Origin of the sequence: Actinoplanes sp. NPDC049265 (assembly GCF_043197135.1) — a bacterium.
In the GTDB taxonomy this organism is placed as follows: Bacteria; Actinomycetota; Actinomycetes; order Mycobacteriales; family Micromonosporaceae; genus Actinoplanes.
In genome coordinates this window covers 288,249-300,596 of the sequence record NZ_JBICSP010000003.1, presented here as the reverse complement: position 1 = coordinate 300,596, position 12,348 = coordinate 288,249, and the positions used below count along the sequence as shown (strand labels likewise).

At 72.7% G+C, this 12,348-nt stretch carries 12 protein-coding genes; 6 read left to right on the top strand and 6 right to left on the bottom strand.

The genetic code is table 11. From position 1 onward, the window contains the following. Nucleotides 1-36 precede the first annotated feature (36 nt). Nucleotides 37-717 (bottom strand): TetR/AcrR family transcriptional regulator, encoded by a 681-nt coding sequence (locus ACGFIO_RS11260; RefSeq protein WP_392825081.1) that lies wholly within the window; start codon nucleotides 715-717, stop codon nucleotides 37-39. 80 nt (nucleotides 718-797) lie between these two features. Here ACGFIO_RS11260 and ACGFIO_RS11255 point away from each other — a divergent pair, with 80 nt between their 5' ends. Beyond that, nucleotides 798-1,799: an NAD(P)H-binding protein gene (locus ACGFIO_RS11255; protein ID WP_392825078.1), complete on the top strand. Its 1,002-nt coding sequence runs from the start codon at nucleotides 798-800 to the stop codon at nucleotides 1,797-1,799. Nucleotides 1,800-1,860: 61 nt separating this feature from the next. On the opposite strand, the gene ACGFIO_RS11250 is transcribed toward ACGFIO_RS11255, so the two are convergent. Both ACGFIO_RS11250 and ACGFIO_RS11245 read right to left on the bottom strand, forming a co-directional pair. After that, nucleotides 1,861-2,409: a DUF6879 family protein gene (locus ACGFIO_RS11250; protein ID WP_392825076.1), complete on the bottom strand. Its 549-nt coding sequence runs from the start codon at nucleotides 2,407-2,409 to the stop codon at nucleotides 1,861-1,863. A gap of 262 nt (nucleotides 2,410-2,671) precedes the next feature. Further along, nucleotides 2,672-3,658, bottom strand: a complete 987-nt coding sequence (locus ACGFIO_RS11245) for an alpha/beta hydrolase family protein (RefSeq protein WP_392825073.1) — start codon at nucleotides 3,656-3,658, stop codon at nucleotides 2,672-2,674. Nucleotides 3,659-3,741: 83 nt separating this feature from the next. Between ACGFIO_RS11245 and ACGFIO_RS11240 the strand changes: the two genes are divergently transcribed. After that, entirely contained in the window at nucleotides 3,742-4,521 is a 780-nt protein-coding gene (locus ACGFIO_RS11240; protein ID WP_392825070.1) for an LLM class F420-dependent oxidoreductase, read from the top strand. Nucleotides 4,522-4,524: 3 nt separating this feature from the next. Here ACGFIO_RS11240 and ACGFIO_RS11235 read toward each other — a convergent pair whose 3' ends face one another. Continuing rightward, the gene (locus ACGFIO_RS11235; RefSeq protein ID WP_392825476.1) at nucleotides 4,525-6,018 is read right to left on the bottom strand and encodes a GntP family permease; all 1,494 of its coding nucleotides are present in this window, start codon (nucleotides 6,016-6,018) and stop codon (nucleotides 4,525-4,527) included. Nucleotides 6,019-6,107: 89 nt separating this feature from the next. Here ACGFIO_RS11235 and ACGFIO_RS11230 point away from each other — a divergent pair, with 89 nt between their 5' ends. Together ACGFIO_RS11230 and ACGFIO_RS11225 are read left to right on the top strand one after the other, a co-directional pair. Beyond that, on the top strand, nucleotides 6,108-6,989 hold the full coding sequence (locus tag ACGFIO_RS11230; RefSeq protein WP_392825067.1) for an amidohydrolase family protein: 882 nt from the start codon (nucleotides 6,108-6,110) through the stop codon (nucleotides 6,987-6,989). Between the two features lie 63 nt (nucleotides 6,990-7,052). Then, nucleotides 7,053-7,208 carry a hypothetical protein gene (locus tag ACGFIO_RS11225; protein WP_392825064.1) on the top strand — a complete coding sequence of 52 codons (156 nt, stop codon included), beginning with the start codon at nucleotides 7,053-7,055 and terminating at the stop codon, nucleotides 7,206-7,208. Between the two features lie 173 nt (nucleotides 7,209-7,381). Here the strand turns inward: ACGFIO_RS11225 and ACGFIO_RS11220 are convergent, their stop codons facing one another. Further along, nucleotides 7,382-7,660 (bottom strand): SelT/SelW/SelH family protein, encoded by a 279-nt coding sequence (locus tag ACGFIO_RS11220; protein WP_392825061.1) that lies wholly within the window; start codon nucleotides 7,658-7,660, stop codon nucleotides 7,382-7,384. Between the two features lie 39 nt (nucleotides 7,661-7,699). Between ACGFIO_RS11220 and ACGFIO_RS11215 the strand changes: the two genes are divergently transcribed. Together ACGFIO_RS11215 and ACGFIO_RS11210 are read left to right on the top strand one after the other, a co-directional pair. Beyond that, nucleotides 7,700-8,473: an SDR family NAD(P)-dependent oxidoreductase gene (locus tag ACGFIO_RS11215; RefSeq protein WP_392825058.1), complete on the top strand. Its 774-nt coding sequence runs from the start codon at nucleotides 7,700-7,702 to the stop codon at nucleotides 8,471-8,473. Next, entirely contained in the window at nucleotides 8,470-9,510 is a 1,041-nt protein-coding gene (locus tag ACGFIO_RS11210; RefSeq protein WP_392825055.1) for a PfkB family carbohydrate kinase, read from the top strand. Before ACGFIO_RS11215 ends, ACGFIO_RS11210 begins: the two co-directional genes overlap by 4 nt. Before the next feature lie 108 nt (nucleotides 9,511-9,618). On the opposite strand, the gene ACGFIO_RS11205 is transcribed toward ACGFIO_RS11210, so the two are convergent. After that, the gene (locus tag ACGFIO_RS11205) at nucleotides 9,619-12,324 is read right to left on the bottom strand and encodes a hypothetical protein (RefSeq protein WP_392825052.1); all 2,706 of its coding nucleotides are present in this window, start codon (nucleotides 12,322-12,324) and stop codon (nucleotides 9,619-9,621) included. Nucleotides 12,325-12,348: the final 24 nt, after the last annotated feature.

Here is a 12,348-nt window from a genome sequence, read left to right as displayed (position 1 = left end):
ACCGGCCGGGCCACCCCACCGGTCGAGCCGCGCCGGCTAACCGATCCGGCTCAGCCATTCGTCGAGCAGCGCCTTCTCCGCCGCACTGAACTCGTTCCTTTCCGGCAACGCCGCCCGGAGGGTGATCGCCGCGGCCTCCGGACCCGACCGGCGGCCGACCGGCTCATCGGTGGTGACGGCCGCGATGACGGCCTCGCGGGCGGCCGCCGACAGCGCGAGGTCGTAGACACCGTCGGTCGTGGAGATCAGCGCCAGCGTCGTCCCCATCCCGGCCGCCCGGATCAGAGACAGGGCAAGGCTTTCGGGTACGCGGAGCCGCCCCGCCGCCGCGATCCGATGGATCTTGTCGGCCAGCATGGCAACGCCCGCGTCCATCGCCTCGCGGCTGGCCGGTGGGTTCGTTCCGGCGTAGAGCAACCGGTAGACGGCCGGGTTGGCCAGGCCCATCTCGACGTTCAGGTCCCAGCCCCGGCGCAGGTCGGTCACCGGGTCGTCGGCCGGCGGCTGCGCGGTCTTGGTGGCCAGGAAGTCGAGCAGCCCCCGGGTGGCGACCGCGTCGAGCAGGCCCTGCTTGTCGCCGAAGAGCCGGTAGATGGTCGGGGGCTGCACACCCGCGGCGGCGCTCACCGAGCGGGTCGACACCGCTTCCTCGCCGCCCTCGGCCAGCAGTTTGAGGGCCGCGGCGAGGATCCGCTCGCGGGCGTCCGGTTCGATCATGTAACAACGATAACAGCATCTTGCTTCCATCGGTATTTCCAGTGTTATGGTCAATCTGTTTCCACTGATAGGAGAAAGACATGATCATCGTTACCGGTGCGAGCGGGCAGCTGGGGCGCGCCGTCGTGGAAGACCTGCTGGAGCTGGTGCTGGCCGACCAGGTCGGTGTCAGCGTGCGCGATCCCGAGCGGGTCGCCGACCTTCGAGACCGAGGGGTACGCGTCCGGCAGGGCGACTACGCCAGCCTCGGCCCCTCGATCGAGGGCGCGACGGCGTTGCTCCTGGTGTCCGCCCCGCTGATCGGCGACGCGGTGACGCAGGCCCACCGTGCCGCCATCGACGCGGCCGTGGCCGCCGGCGTGAAGCGCGTCTACTACACCAGCCACATGGGCGCCCACCCCGACTCGCCGTTCCCGCCGATGCGCGGGCACGCCGCCACCGAGCACATGCTGGCGGCGTCCGGCCTCGCGCATACGGTGCTGCGCAACGGTTTCTACGCCAACACGGTCGCCCGCCTGTTGGGCCCGGCGCTCCAGTCGGGCGAGTTGCGCATCCCCGAGGACGGCGCGGTCGCCTGGACCACCCACGCCGACCTGGCCGCCGCCACCGCCCGCCTCCTGGCCGACGACAGGCCGGGCCGGCCGGCCCCGGCGCACACCGACCCGTCCACCCGCACCCTGACCAACGACGGCCGGGGCAGATCATCGTCACCGACCGGCCCGACCACCCACGTCGTGACCGACGACGGCCGGGATAGGTCGTCGTCGCTGACCGGCCCGACCGCTCACATCCTGACCGGCGAGCGACCGCACGGGCCGACCCCGGCACTGACCGGCCCCGCGGCCGTCGACATGGCCGAGGCCGCCGAGATCGCCGCGCGGATCACTGGCCGGCCGATCCGGCGCGTGGTGGTGCCGGCCGACGAGTTCAAGCAGGGCCTGCCCGAGCCGACCGCGACGATGATGGCCGGCATGTTCGAGGCGAGCCGCCGCGGCGAGTTCCGCCCGGCCGGCCCCGAGCTCGCCAACCTGATCGGCCGCCCGGCGACGTCGCTGGAGGACTATCTGAAGCAGGTCCTCTGAGCCTGTCCCGTCCACTCCCCACGACACCGATGCGCCCAGATCGGCCGGGCTCGCGAAGGCGCTAGGTCAGCGGCCGGCCCACCTCGTGCAGGTCCTGGATCAGGCGGCGCGCGCGGCGGATCAGGTCGCGGTCGGTGTGGCGTACGGCGTATTCGGTGGTCTTGTCGGCGCCGATAATCACTTCGTACATGACGACGTCGCCGAGCACCACCAGTTCGGGCAGTGGCTCGAGATGCGCGACCTGCGCGGCCGTGACGACGCGGGTGGAGTCGCCGCACTCGTCGCGCAGACGCAGGGCGTGCATCTCCCATTCGACGTACGGGATGAGCGGCTCCTCGACCACGCGGACGCGGTGCATGGCGAAGCCCGCGTCGGCCACGTCGCGATAGAAGTCGCGCATCGCGTCGCGGCTGCGTTCGAGCAGGCGCAGCGACTCGTCCCAGTCGCCGCGGTCGAACGCCTCCCAGCTGTCGTGCCCGGGCTCGCGGAACTCCTGGCGGCGCTCGAGCTTCCAGAACCCGGTCTCGTCGATCGTCCAGAAGCGACGGTCGAATTCCGTTTGATAGTCGGCGAAGGCGACCCGCTGCCCGACAGCCCCGTCGAGGATCATCCCGCCACCATAGACCTTCGTCACTGAACCCTCAGTGGTAACCCGGAGCCCCGCCGCGCCGACCTACCACCACCCGCCCCAGCGGTAGGCCCGAGCGCCATCGCACCCGCGAACAGAGTGGTAGCCCCAAGCGCCATCGCACCCGCGAACAGAGTGGTAGCCCCAAGCGCCATCGCACCCGCGAACACCGGGCTGGGCCAGCTCCGTGCGACATCGAAGACCGCGCATTCGGTTCGGTGGTCAGGCGGAGGGCGCTGTGGGGTCAGAGGTCCTGTTCGAGGTCGGCCACGTCGCCGGCGGTCGCGGCGGCGGGGAGGCGGGTGCGGGCGGTATTGTCGCCGTAGAGGGACCAGCGCCAGAACTCCGTCGACGTACGGGCGATCGGCTCGAACGACGAGTCCTCGATCACGTGGCCGCCGTTGCGGATGGTCAGCATCGCACGGGACCACGGGACCGCCTCGAAGACCGTGTGGCCGGCCTCGTACTTGACCGTGTCGTCGTCGGTGCCGTGCACGAACAGCATCGCCGCCGCCGGTCCGGTGAACGGGGTGCTCAGGAAGTCGGTGCCGGCGATGGCCAGCCCGGCCTTCAGGCGGCTGTCGCGGCGGGCGCTGAACAGGCCCACAGTGGTGATCGCGCCACCGGAGTGGCCGGCCGCCGCGATCCGCCGGTCGTCGACGATCGCACGCAGCGGGTCGCCGGTCAGCGCCAGCAACTGGTCGATCACGGCCACGGCGTCGTCGGGCTGGTTGACCACATCGTTCTCGTCGAACACGGGCGCCTCGTACTTCGTGTGCGGGTACGCCGCCCCGGCGACCACGAAACCGGCCTGCGCCCACCGCGACAGCAGCGCCGCGAAGTCCTCCGGCACCGAGGTCAACCCGTGACTGAACAGGATCAGCGGGAAGGCGCCGGACGCGGGGGCGGCGTTGTCCGCGGGCGCCGGGGAGGCCGGTGGCGCCCCGGCCGCCGGGTACCAGACTCGGGTCGGCAACGGCCGGTCCGTACCCCTCGAGAAGTTGAAATCCCGGCGCCCGACCGGAAACGCCCGTGCGGGGGCCGAGCCCGCCGGAACCTCGTAGTGCGTCACGCTCTGTGGTTCGAGGCTGGACGACTCGTTCGAGCCCATGATGTCACCGGTGACCGGTGACGGCGACGGCGACGAGGCCGGAGCCGGTACGGACGACGGTGAGCACGCCGACAAACCCCCGGCCGCGGCCAGCCCGAGTAACAGAGTTCGTCTACGCATGGTCACGATTCTGCTGGTCAAGCCTGTGCGGACGTTGAGAACCGGGCAAGACGAAGATCACATTCCGGCCTAGGGTTCAGGGCATGACGACCAGGAACATCCGGATCGGTGTCCAGATCAAACCTCAGCATTCCGAGTACGCACAGATCCGTCGCGCCGCCGCCGAGGCCGAGGACCTGGGGGTGGACATCCTCTACAACTGGGACCACTTCTTCCCCCTCAACGGCGAGCCCGAGGGCCTGCACTTCGAGTGCTGGACGATGCTCGCGGCGTGGGCCGAGTCGACCAGCCGGGCCGAGATCGGTGCCCTGGTCACCTGCAACAGCTACCGCAACCCGGATCTGCTGGCCGACATGGCCCGGACCGTCGACCACATCAGCGCGGGCCGGCTCATTCTGGGCATCGGGTCGGGCTGGTTCGACAAGGACTACCAGGAGTACGGGTACGAGTTCGGCACCGCCGGCGGCCGGCTGGACGACCTGGCCGAGGCCCTGCCACGCATCGAGTCCCGCTGGGGCCGGCTCAACCCGCCGCCGACCCGCAAGATCCCGGTGCTGATCGGCGGGGGCGGCGAGAAGAAGACGCTGCGCCTGGTGGCCGAGCATGCCGACACGTGGCACACGTTCGCCGACCCGGAGACCCTGGCCCACAAGAAGGGTGTGCTGGAGCAGCACTGCAAGGACGTGGGCCGCGACCCGTCCGAGATCGAGATCTCGGTCGGCGTGAAGGGTGAGCCCGACGAGGTGGCGCCGGCCCTGCTCGAGCTCGGCGCCACCCAGTTCACCGTCGGCGGCTGGGGTCCCGAGTTCGACTTCACCGAGCTGCGCCGGTGGATCGCGTGGCGGGACGCCAACAACGGTTGAGGCTCAGACGAAGAGGCTGATGATCATCACGCAGGCGAAGCCGACCACCGAGATGATCGTCTCCATCACCGACCAGGTCTTGATGGTCTGACCGACGGTCATCCCGAAGTACTCCTTGACCAGCCAGAAGCCGGCGTCGTTGACGTGCGAGAAGAACAGCGACCCGGCCCCGATGGCCAGCGCCAGCAGCGACACCTCCGGGGTGCTGAGGGTGGTGGCCAGCGGGGCGACGATGCCGGCGGCGGTGATCGTGGCGACGGTAGCGGATCCGGTGGCGATCCGGATTCCCACCGCGACCAGGAAGCCCAGGAGCAGGGCGTTGACGTTGGCGTCCTTGGCCGCGTCGGCGACCACGGTGCCGACGCCGACGTCGACCAGCACCTGCTTGAAGCCACCGCCGGCGGCCACGATGAGCAGGATCCCGGCGATCGGTGGCAGGGAGCCGCCGATCACCGCCGAGGTGGCGCGGCGGTCGAACCCGGCCCGCTTACCCAGGGACCACATGGCCAGGAGTACGCCGGCCAGCAGCGCCACCACGGGCTCCCCGGCGACGTGGAACACGCCGCGCACCGCGTTCTTCTCCGGGAGGGTGAGCTCGGCGATCGCCCGCAGCAGCATGAGCACGATGGGCAGCAGCACAGTCAGCACGGCCGGCCAGAAGCCCGGGTTCCGGGTCGGCCGGGGCTTGTCGTCGTCCCGCTCGACCGGCTCGGCGGTAGCGTCGGCGGACACGGCGGCACCCGACTCGGTGGCCACCGCGTCGGGGCGGTCGGCACCGGAAGAGCCGGCCGCGGAACCGGCCGAGGAGACGCCGGCCGGGGCGCCGGCCAGGGCCGGGACGGTCACGTGGACCCGCTTGCTGATGAAGTTGCCAAAGATCGGGCCGGCGATCAGCACCGTCGGGATCGCGCAGATCAGGCCGAACGCCAGGGTCAGGCCCAGGTTGGCGTTCAGGCTGGAGATGGCGACCAGCGGACCCGGATGCGGCGGGACCAGCCCGTGCAGCACCGACAGGCCGGCCAGCGCCGGAATGCCGATCTGCAGCAGCGGGACCGTGGTGCGGCGGGCCACCAGCAGCACGATCGGCACCAGGAGCACGACGCCGACCTCGAAGAACAGCGGCAGGCCGATCAGCGCGGCGACCCCGGCCATGGCCCACGGCAGCGCGCCCCCGGACACCCGTTCGACGATGCGTTTGACGATGCCGTCGGCGCCCCCCGAGTCGGCCAGCAGCGCGCCGATCATCGAGCCGAGGGCGATCAGCAGGCCGACGTTGCCCGCGGTGGTGCCCGTCCCGGTGGTGAACGACTTGACCACGTCTTCCGGGCCGGCGCCGGCCACGATGCCCAGGGCGCCGGCGCCGAGGACCAGGGCCAGGAACGGATGCCACCTGGCCCACGCGATGAGGAGGATGACGACCGCTATGCCGATCACGGCGGCCAGGATCAGCTGGGTGCCGCCGGCGTCGGTGATCGCCTCGGCTGCGTACGGGTGCATGCGGAGCGCGTACCCCAGTCTCATGATTTTTCAAACGCCGCCTCGGCCCGCGCGGTCGCCCGCGAAGCCGCCAAGCGCATCATTCTCGAGTGATCGACGACGACGTACCCGCGTTCTGGCAGCGCCTCGGCCTGCCCGGGCTGGCCGACGTACACACCCACTTCCTGCCCGAACGGATGCTGCGCAAGGTGTGGGCGCAGTTCGACGCGGCCGGCCCGCTGATCGGCCGGCCCTGGCCGATCCGCTACCGCGGCACCGACCAGGAGCGGATCGCGGCTCTCGGCCGGCTGGGCGTCCGGTCCTTCTCCGCCCTCGGGTACGCGCATAAGCCCGCGATGTCGGCCTGGCTCAACGACTGGAGTCTCGCCTTCGCCGCCGAGGTCCCCGAATGCCTGCCCAGCGCGACGTTCTTCCCCGAGGACGACACGGCCGGCGTGGTCCGATCGGCCCTCGACCGGGGCGCCCGCGTCTTCAAGCTGCACCTGCAGGTGGGTGGCTACGACCCGCGGGACCCGCGACTGACCCCGGCCTGGGAACTGCTGGCCGCCTCCGGCACCCCGGTCGTGGTGCACGCCGGTTCGGGTCCGGTGGCCAACGGCTACACCGGGCCCGGGCCGATCGGGGACGTGCTGGCCGCGTACCCCACACTGCCGTTGATCTTCGCCCATCTCGGCGCCCCCGAGTACGGCGACTTCCTCGACCTGGCCGCGGCCTATCCGAACGTCCGCCTGGACACCACGATGGCGCTGACCGACTTCTGGGAGGAGATCGCGCCGTTCCCCCGGTCACGCCTCCCCCAGCTGCGCGACCTGGGCCTGGCCGGCCGGATCCTGCTCGGCAGCGACTTCCCCAACATCCCCTACGCGTACGCCCACCAGCTCGACGCCCTGGCCCGCCTCGACCTCGGCGACGACTGGCTCCGGGCGGTCTGCTGGGGCAACGCTGCCACTTTGTTCGATTTGTCCCTATGAGTCCGTGGACTCGCCACGCCGAAGTCCCACCCGCGGTGGCGCGCCCGTGCCACGATCATTCGCATGAAGAAGATCCTGGGCTGGGTGCTCCTCATCCTGCTCATCTTCTACATCGGGACCAATCCGGGTCCCGCGGCCGACATCGCCCACAGCCTGGGCGACGGCGTGGCCAACGTCTTCCGCAACATAGGCACGTTCTTCTCCGAACTGGCCCACTAGCACCACCTCCCCCAGTGGTAGCCCGGGGCAAGGCCATCCAAGCCGCCGCCACCGCCCAGCCCTACCACCACCCACCCCAGTGGTAGCCCAGGGCGCCATCCGCTCCTCGGGCACCGCCCCGAGCTGTCACCTGGGCAGCGCGCCGTCCGCTGCGTCGAGCACCGGTGAGTGGGTCAGGGACGGTCGGAGTGGCCGAGGTCGCGGTCGGGGGCGATCCGGTCGCGGACCAGCCGTTTCAGCTCGGCCAGCTCCGGAAACCCGTGCCGCTCCTTGCGCGACCAGATGGTCTCGTCGTTCAGCCGGATCTCGAAGACGCCACCGATCCCCGGGACCAGCGCCACCTCGCCCAGATCACCCGGGAACGTGGTCAGCAACTCCTGCGCGAACCACGCCGCGCGTAGCAGCCAGCGGCACTGGGTGCAGTATTCGATCTCCAGCCGGGGTTCACGCATCGCCGCATCGTTTCACGAGCGCTGGGTAGCCTGTCCGGCATGGCCAGGATCTTCGTCACCGGGTCGGCCGACGGGCTGGGACTCGCCCTCGGCCGGCGACTGCTCGCCGACGGGCACGACGTGGTGCTGCACGCCCGCAACCAACGCCGGGCCGACGACACCCGGGCCGCCGCGCCCGGGGCGTCGCAGGTCGTCGTCGGTGACCTGGCGACCATCGCCGACATGCTGGACGTGGCGACGCAGGCCGAGCGGGCCGGCCCGTACGACGCGATCGTGCACAACGCCGGCATCGGCTACACCGCGCCCCGCCGCGAGGAGACGGTCGACGGGCTGGAGAAGCACTTCGCGGTCAACGTACTCGCGCCCTATCTTCTGACCTGTCTCGTCCGCCGCCCCGAACGCCTGATCTATCTGAGCTCGGGCATGCACCAGGGCGGCCGGGCCACGCTCGACGACCCGCAGTGGACGTCGCGGCGGTGGAGCGGCAGCCGGGCGTACAGCGACACCAAGCTGTGGGACGTGGTGCTCGCCTTCGCGGTGGCGCGGCACTGGCCCGGCGTACTCGCCAACGCCGTCGACCCTGGCTGGATCTCCACCCGGATGGGCGGCACCGGCGCGCCCGGCTCGCTCGACCAGGGCACGCGCACCCAGGCGTGGCTCGCGGTCAGTGACGACCCGGGCGCGAAGGTCACCGGCCGCTACTTCTACGACATGCGCGAAGAGCAACCGGTGGCCGCGACCACGCACGCCGCGCTACAGGACGGGCTGCTCGACTATTGCGCCGGCCTGACCGGAACACGGCTGCCGGCGTGAGGCTGGTCTGCGTCGGCCTGTCCACTGTGGACCTGGTTCACCGCGTGCCCCGGATCCCCGGCCCCGACGAGAAGGCGCAGGCCACCACGGTCGAGGTCGCGGCCGGCGGCCCGGCGTTGAACGCCGCCGTCACGGCGGCCGTGCTGGGCGCCGACGTCACGCTGGTCACGGCGATCGGTTCGCATCCGCTGGGTGGGTTGATCAAACAGGACCTCGAGGGGTACGGGGTGAAGCTCCTCGACGCCGCGGAGGACGCGACCGAGCCGCCGCCCCTCTCCGCGGTCACGGTCGAGGAGGGCACCGGCCGCCGCAGCATCGTCAGCCGCAACGCCGGCGCCGTGACGCCCCGCATGCCGTCCTGCGACCTCTCCGGCACAGTCCTGGTCGACGGACACCACCCGGCCCTGGCCCGGGCCGCCGCCGAGCGGGCCGGCACCCTGGTCGTCGACGCCGGCCACTGGCGCCCCGTCTTCGCCGACATCCTCCCCCGCGCCACAGTGGTCGCCGCATCCGCCGGCTTCCACCTCCCCACCGAAGCGACCGCCGCCACCACGAGCCACCATCCACCCACCGACGAGTCCGCCGCGACCATGACCCATCGCCCACCGACCCCCGCGACCATGACCCATCGCCCACCCGCCAACGTGGCCGCCGCGACCATGAGCCACCACCCACCGACCAGCGTGACGGCCGACGCGACCGCCGCGACGACTTCGGGCTTGCGCCGGCCCAGCGGCGAAGAAGCGTTGGCCGGGGTGGCCCCGCACGTCGCGGTGACCAACGGCCCCGCCCCTGTCCGCTGGTGGTCGCTCACGAAGGACGGCGCCGCCTCCGGTGAGCGTCCCGTCCCCACGGTCGACGCGGTTGACACGGCCGGCGCGGGCGACGCCTTCCACGGCGCGCTGGCGCTCGCGATCGCTTCCGGGGCGTCCTTCGTGGAGGCGCTGGACGAAGCCATCCGGGTTGCGGCCATCCGCGTCCAGCACGCCGGCCCGCGCGCGTGGCTCGCCGACCCCCGCCTGATCACGAGGCACTGACCCGATCGACGCCGGCCCGCACGCCGACTCACCGACGCCGGCCTGAGCACGACTCACCGACGCCGGCCGGCACGCGGGCCCGCGCACGACTCGCCGACGTTCCCATCCTCAGGCGCGTCTCCCCGGCGTCACCGAGTAGCCACGGCCCTGGCATCGGGAGCAGGTGACCGTCCGGACCACGCCGCGACCCCATTCCTCGATTCGCACCTTGCCGGTCGCGTTGCACTTAGGGCACGGCCCCGGCTGGTCGGGCCTCGGCCCCGGCTGGTCGGGCCTCGGCCGTGGCGCCGACGGAGGGGCCAGCCGGCGTTCGATGTTTTCGGCGACGTCGAGCGCGTTCCGTTCGCCGCCCCGGGCTCGTACCGTCCGGAAGACCCGGAGCGCCTCGACCGCGGCGGCGTGGCCCCGCCGCAGGTCGGTGTCGGCGGCCAGGCAGCAGAGTGCGAGCCGGAGCAGAGCGCCCGCGTAGAGCCGCTGGTGGCTGTCCAGGCCGGGCAGGCGCCGGGCGACCACGATCGCCGCGCGGGCACGCTTGATCGCCTGCTCGTGCCGGCCGGCGCCGGTCAGCGCGGCGGCGTGCGCGCGGAGGGCCCGGATCAGGCGCGGGGCCGCGGACACGTCCTGGTCCCACAACGCCCGCGACGCCCGCACGGCCTGCTCGGCCGCCGCAAGACGATCGGCCGCCGTCAGGCGGTCGGCCGACGCAAGCCGATCCGTCGCCGTAAGACGGTCGGCCGTCGAGAGACGATCCGCCTCCGAGAGGCGATCAGCCGCCGCAAGACGATCGGATGCCGCGCGCCGATCCGCCGCCGGGGCCCGCGGCGCGATCGCGACCGCGACCGCGATCCAAGCGTCGATCAGCTCCCCTCGGTGGGTGCCGGGCACGGCCAGATCGAGCCGTTCCCACACCGACGCGGCCGCCACCGCCCGCCCGGCCGCCCCGACGGGATCACCGGCCGCCTGCCGGTAGAACCGCTCGGCGTCCAGCGACCGGGCCAGGCGGACGATCAGGGTGGCGTCGACCTCGGTCCGCTTCCGCCACAACGCGGTCGTGGCGGCCTGGTAGCCCGCGGCGTCGCCGGGCCGGCCGTCGAGGTGCAGCAGCCGTGCGTACAGGTCACGCAGGGCCAGGTATTCGACGTGCGCCGGACCGACCTCGGCCCACAGGAGCAGGGCTTCGTACGCGCTCTGGATCGCCGCCTCGACCAGCCCGACGCCGGCCATGACCTCGGCGTGGCAGCCCAGCACGCGGGCCGTCTCCTCGCCGGGCACGGCGCGGCGGCGGGCGTCCTCGATCGCCGCCACCGCCTCGGTGTGCCGTCCGGCCGCGGCCAGGCGCCGGGACAGCCGGTACGCGACCATGACCCGGGCCGGGTCGGCCGGACGGGTCGACGCGTACCGCCGCCGGCTCAACGTGACCAGCGGATCCATCAGGTCACGGGGGCCGTCCAGCGGCAACTCCAGTTCCACGGCGGCCAGGGCGGCGGCGTCCAGATGCTCCAGCCGGGCCAGCGCGTGCAGGATCGGGCCGCCCGCCGCCACCACGATCTCGGGCTGGTCGCGCAGGATCGGGCCGAGCCGGTCCTGGCTGAACCCGGCATGGCGTTCGGCCACCGCGATCAGCGTCAGCAGGTAGCGGGGCAGGTGCCGCGGCATGGTCCGGGCCAGCCGGGCCAGGACGGCCGGGGCCTGGCCGGCGGTCCACGGGTCGGCCGGCCGGCCGGGCCGGCCGCCGGCCAGGATCGCGACGAAGTCCTCGGCCAGCCGCTCCGGCCGAAGTGGAGCGAGCACGCCGGACGGGTAGCTCAGCCGGTGCTGCTCGATCAGGCGGCCGGCCTCCTCTCCGGGCGCGGTCAGGCCGGTCGCGGCCACCAGCCCGGTCGCCTGCGCGTGGGTGAGCGGTCCGGCCAGCCCGGCCAGGAAGACGGCCCGGCCGAGAGTCTCCGGCTCGGACCACCGCTCGCGCTCCCGTTCGATCAGGTACGCCGCCAGCGCGCCCGGATCGTCGGCCGGCGCACGCCCGGGCATCCCGTGGGCGAGCACCCGGGCCAGCGCGGCCATCTGGGTCTCGAGCGCGGTCGGCGGCTCCCGCCACCCCTCGGGCGGCTGTTCGGCCATGGCCTCGGACCGGTCGAGCCGCCGCGCGAAGAAGTCCCGGGCCGCGTCGAAGAGCTGTCGCCCGGGCAGCGGGCCGAGGTGCAGCGTCCCGGGCTCGATGCCGAGGTGTCCGGTCAGGTGCCGGGCGATGCGCTGCCACCAGTCGCCGGCCGGCCGGGCCAGGAGCAGGATCCGGGTGCGCCGGGCGTCGTGCAGCGACCGCAGGAACAGGAAGTCGCGCAGCAGCGGCAGCGGCCATTGTTCGGCCCGGTCGACGATGATCAGCCGGCCCGCGGCGGCGGCGGCCGGCTCCGGAACGGGGCCGGGCTGGGGTTCGTCGCCGGGCCGGTCGAGCCGCGCCCGATGCACCGCCCATCCGGCGGCCGCCGACCGGGCGGCGAACTCGCGCGCCAGCCGGGTCTTGCCCTGCCCGCCGGCGCCGTGCACGAGCAGCGCCCCGAATCCGGCGGACGCGTCGCGCCAGTCGCGCAGCGTGGCCAGTTCGCCGGCCCGGCCGACCAGCGCGACCTGCCGATCGGCGTCGGCGAGCAGGTGGCTGGGCCAATCGGCCAGGTGTGCGGGCACGGCTGATCGACGCGGCCATCCGCCCTCGGTCCGGAACACCGGACGTCCCAGGTCGGCGCGCAGGTCACCGCCCTGGGCAAGGTTGACCACGCCGCCGCGGCCGACATGGTCGTGGGTCTCGTCGCTCGCCAAACGCCCAGCCTCCGCGACCGGGGG

Bases quoted from the DNA above. Each gene is read 5' to 3' on its own strand.
- ACGFIO_RS11260 (WP_392825081.1), bottom strand. From the start codon at position 717: ATGATCGAACCGGACGCCCGCGAGCGGATCCTCGCCGCGGCCCTCAAA.
- ACGFIO_RS11255 (WP_392825078.1), top strand. From the start codon at position 798: ATGATCATCGTTACCGGTGCGAGCGGGCAGCTGGGGCGCGCCGTCGTG.
- ACGFIO_RS11250 (WP_392825076.1), bottom strand. From the start codon at position 2,409: ATGATCCTCGACGGGGCTGTCGGGCAGCGGGTCGCCTTCGCCGACTAT.
- ACGFIO_RS11245 (WP_392825073.1), bottom strand. From the start codon at position 3,658: ATGCGTAGACGAACTCTGTTACTCGGGCTGGCCGCGGCCGGGGGTTTG.
- ACGFIO_RS11240 (WP_392825070.1), top strand. From the start codon at position 3,742: ATGACGACCAGGAACATCCGGATCGGTGTCCAGATCAAACCTCAGCAT.
- ACGFIO_RS11235 (WP_392825476.1), bottom strand. From the start codon at position 6,018: ATGCACCCGTACGCAGCCGAGGCGATCACCGACGCCGGCGGCACCCAG.
- ACGFIO_RS11225 (WP_392825064.1), top strand. From the start codon at position 7,053: ATGAAGAAGATCCTGGGCTGGGTGCTCCTCATCCTGCTCATCTTCTAC.
- ACGFIO_RS11220 (WP_392825061.1), bottom strand. From the start codon at position 7,660: ATGCGTGAACCCCGGCTGGAGATCGAATACTGCACCCAGTGCCGCTGG.
- ACGFIO_RS11215 (WP_392825058.1), top strand. From the start codon at position 7,700: ATGGCCAGGATCTTCGTCACCGGGTCGGCCGACGGGCTGGGACTCGCC.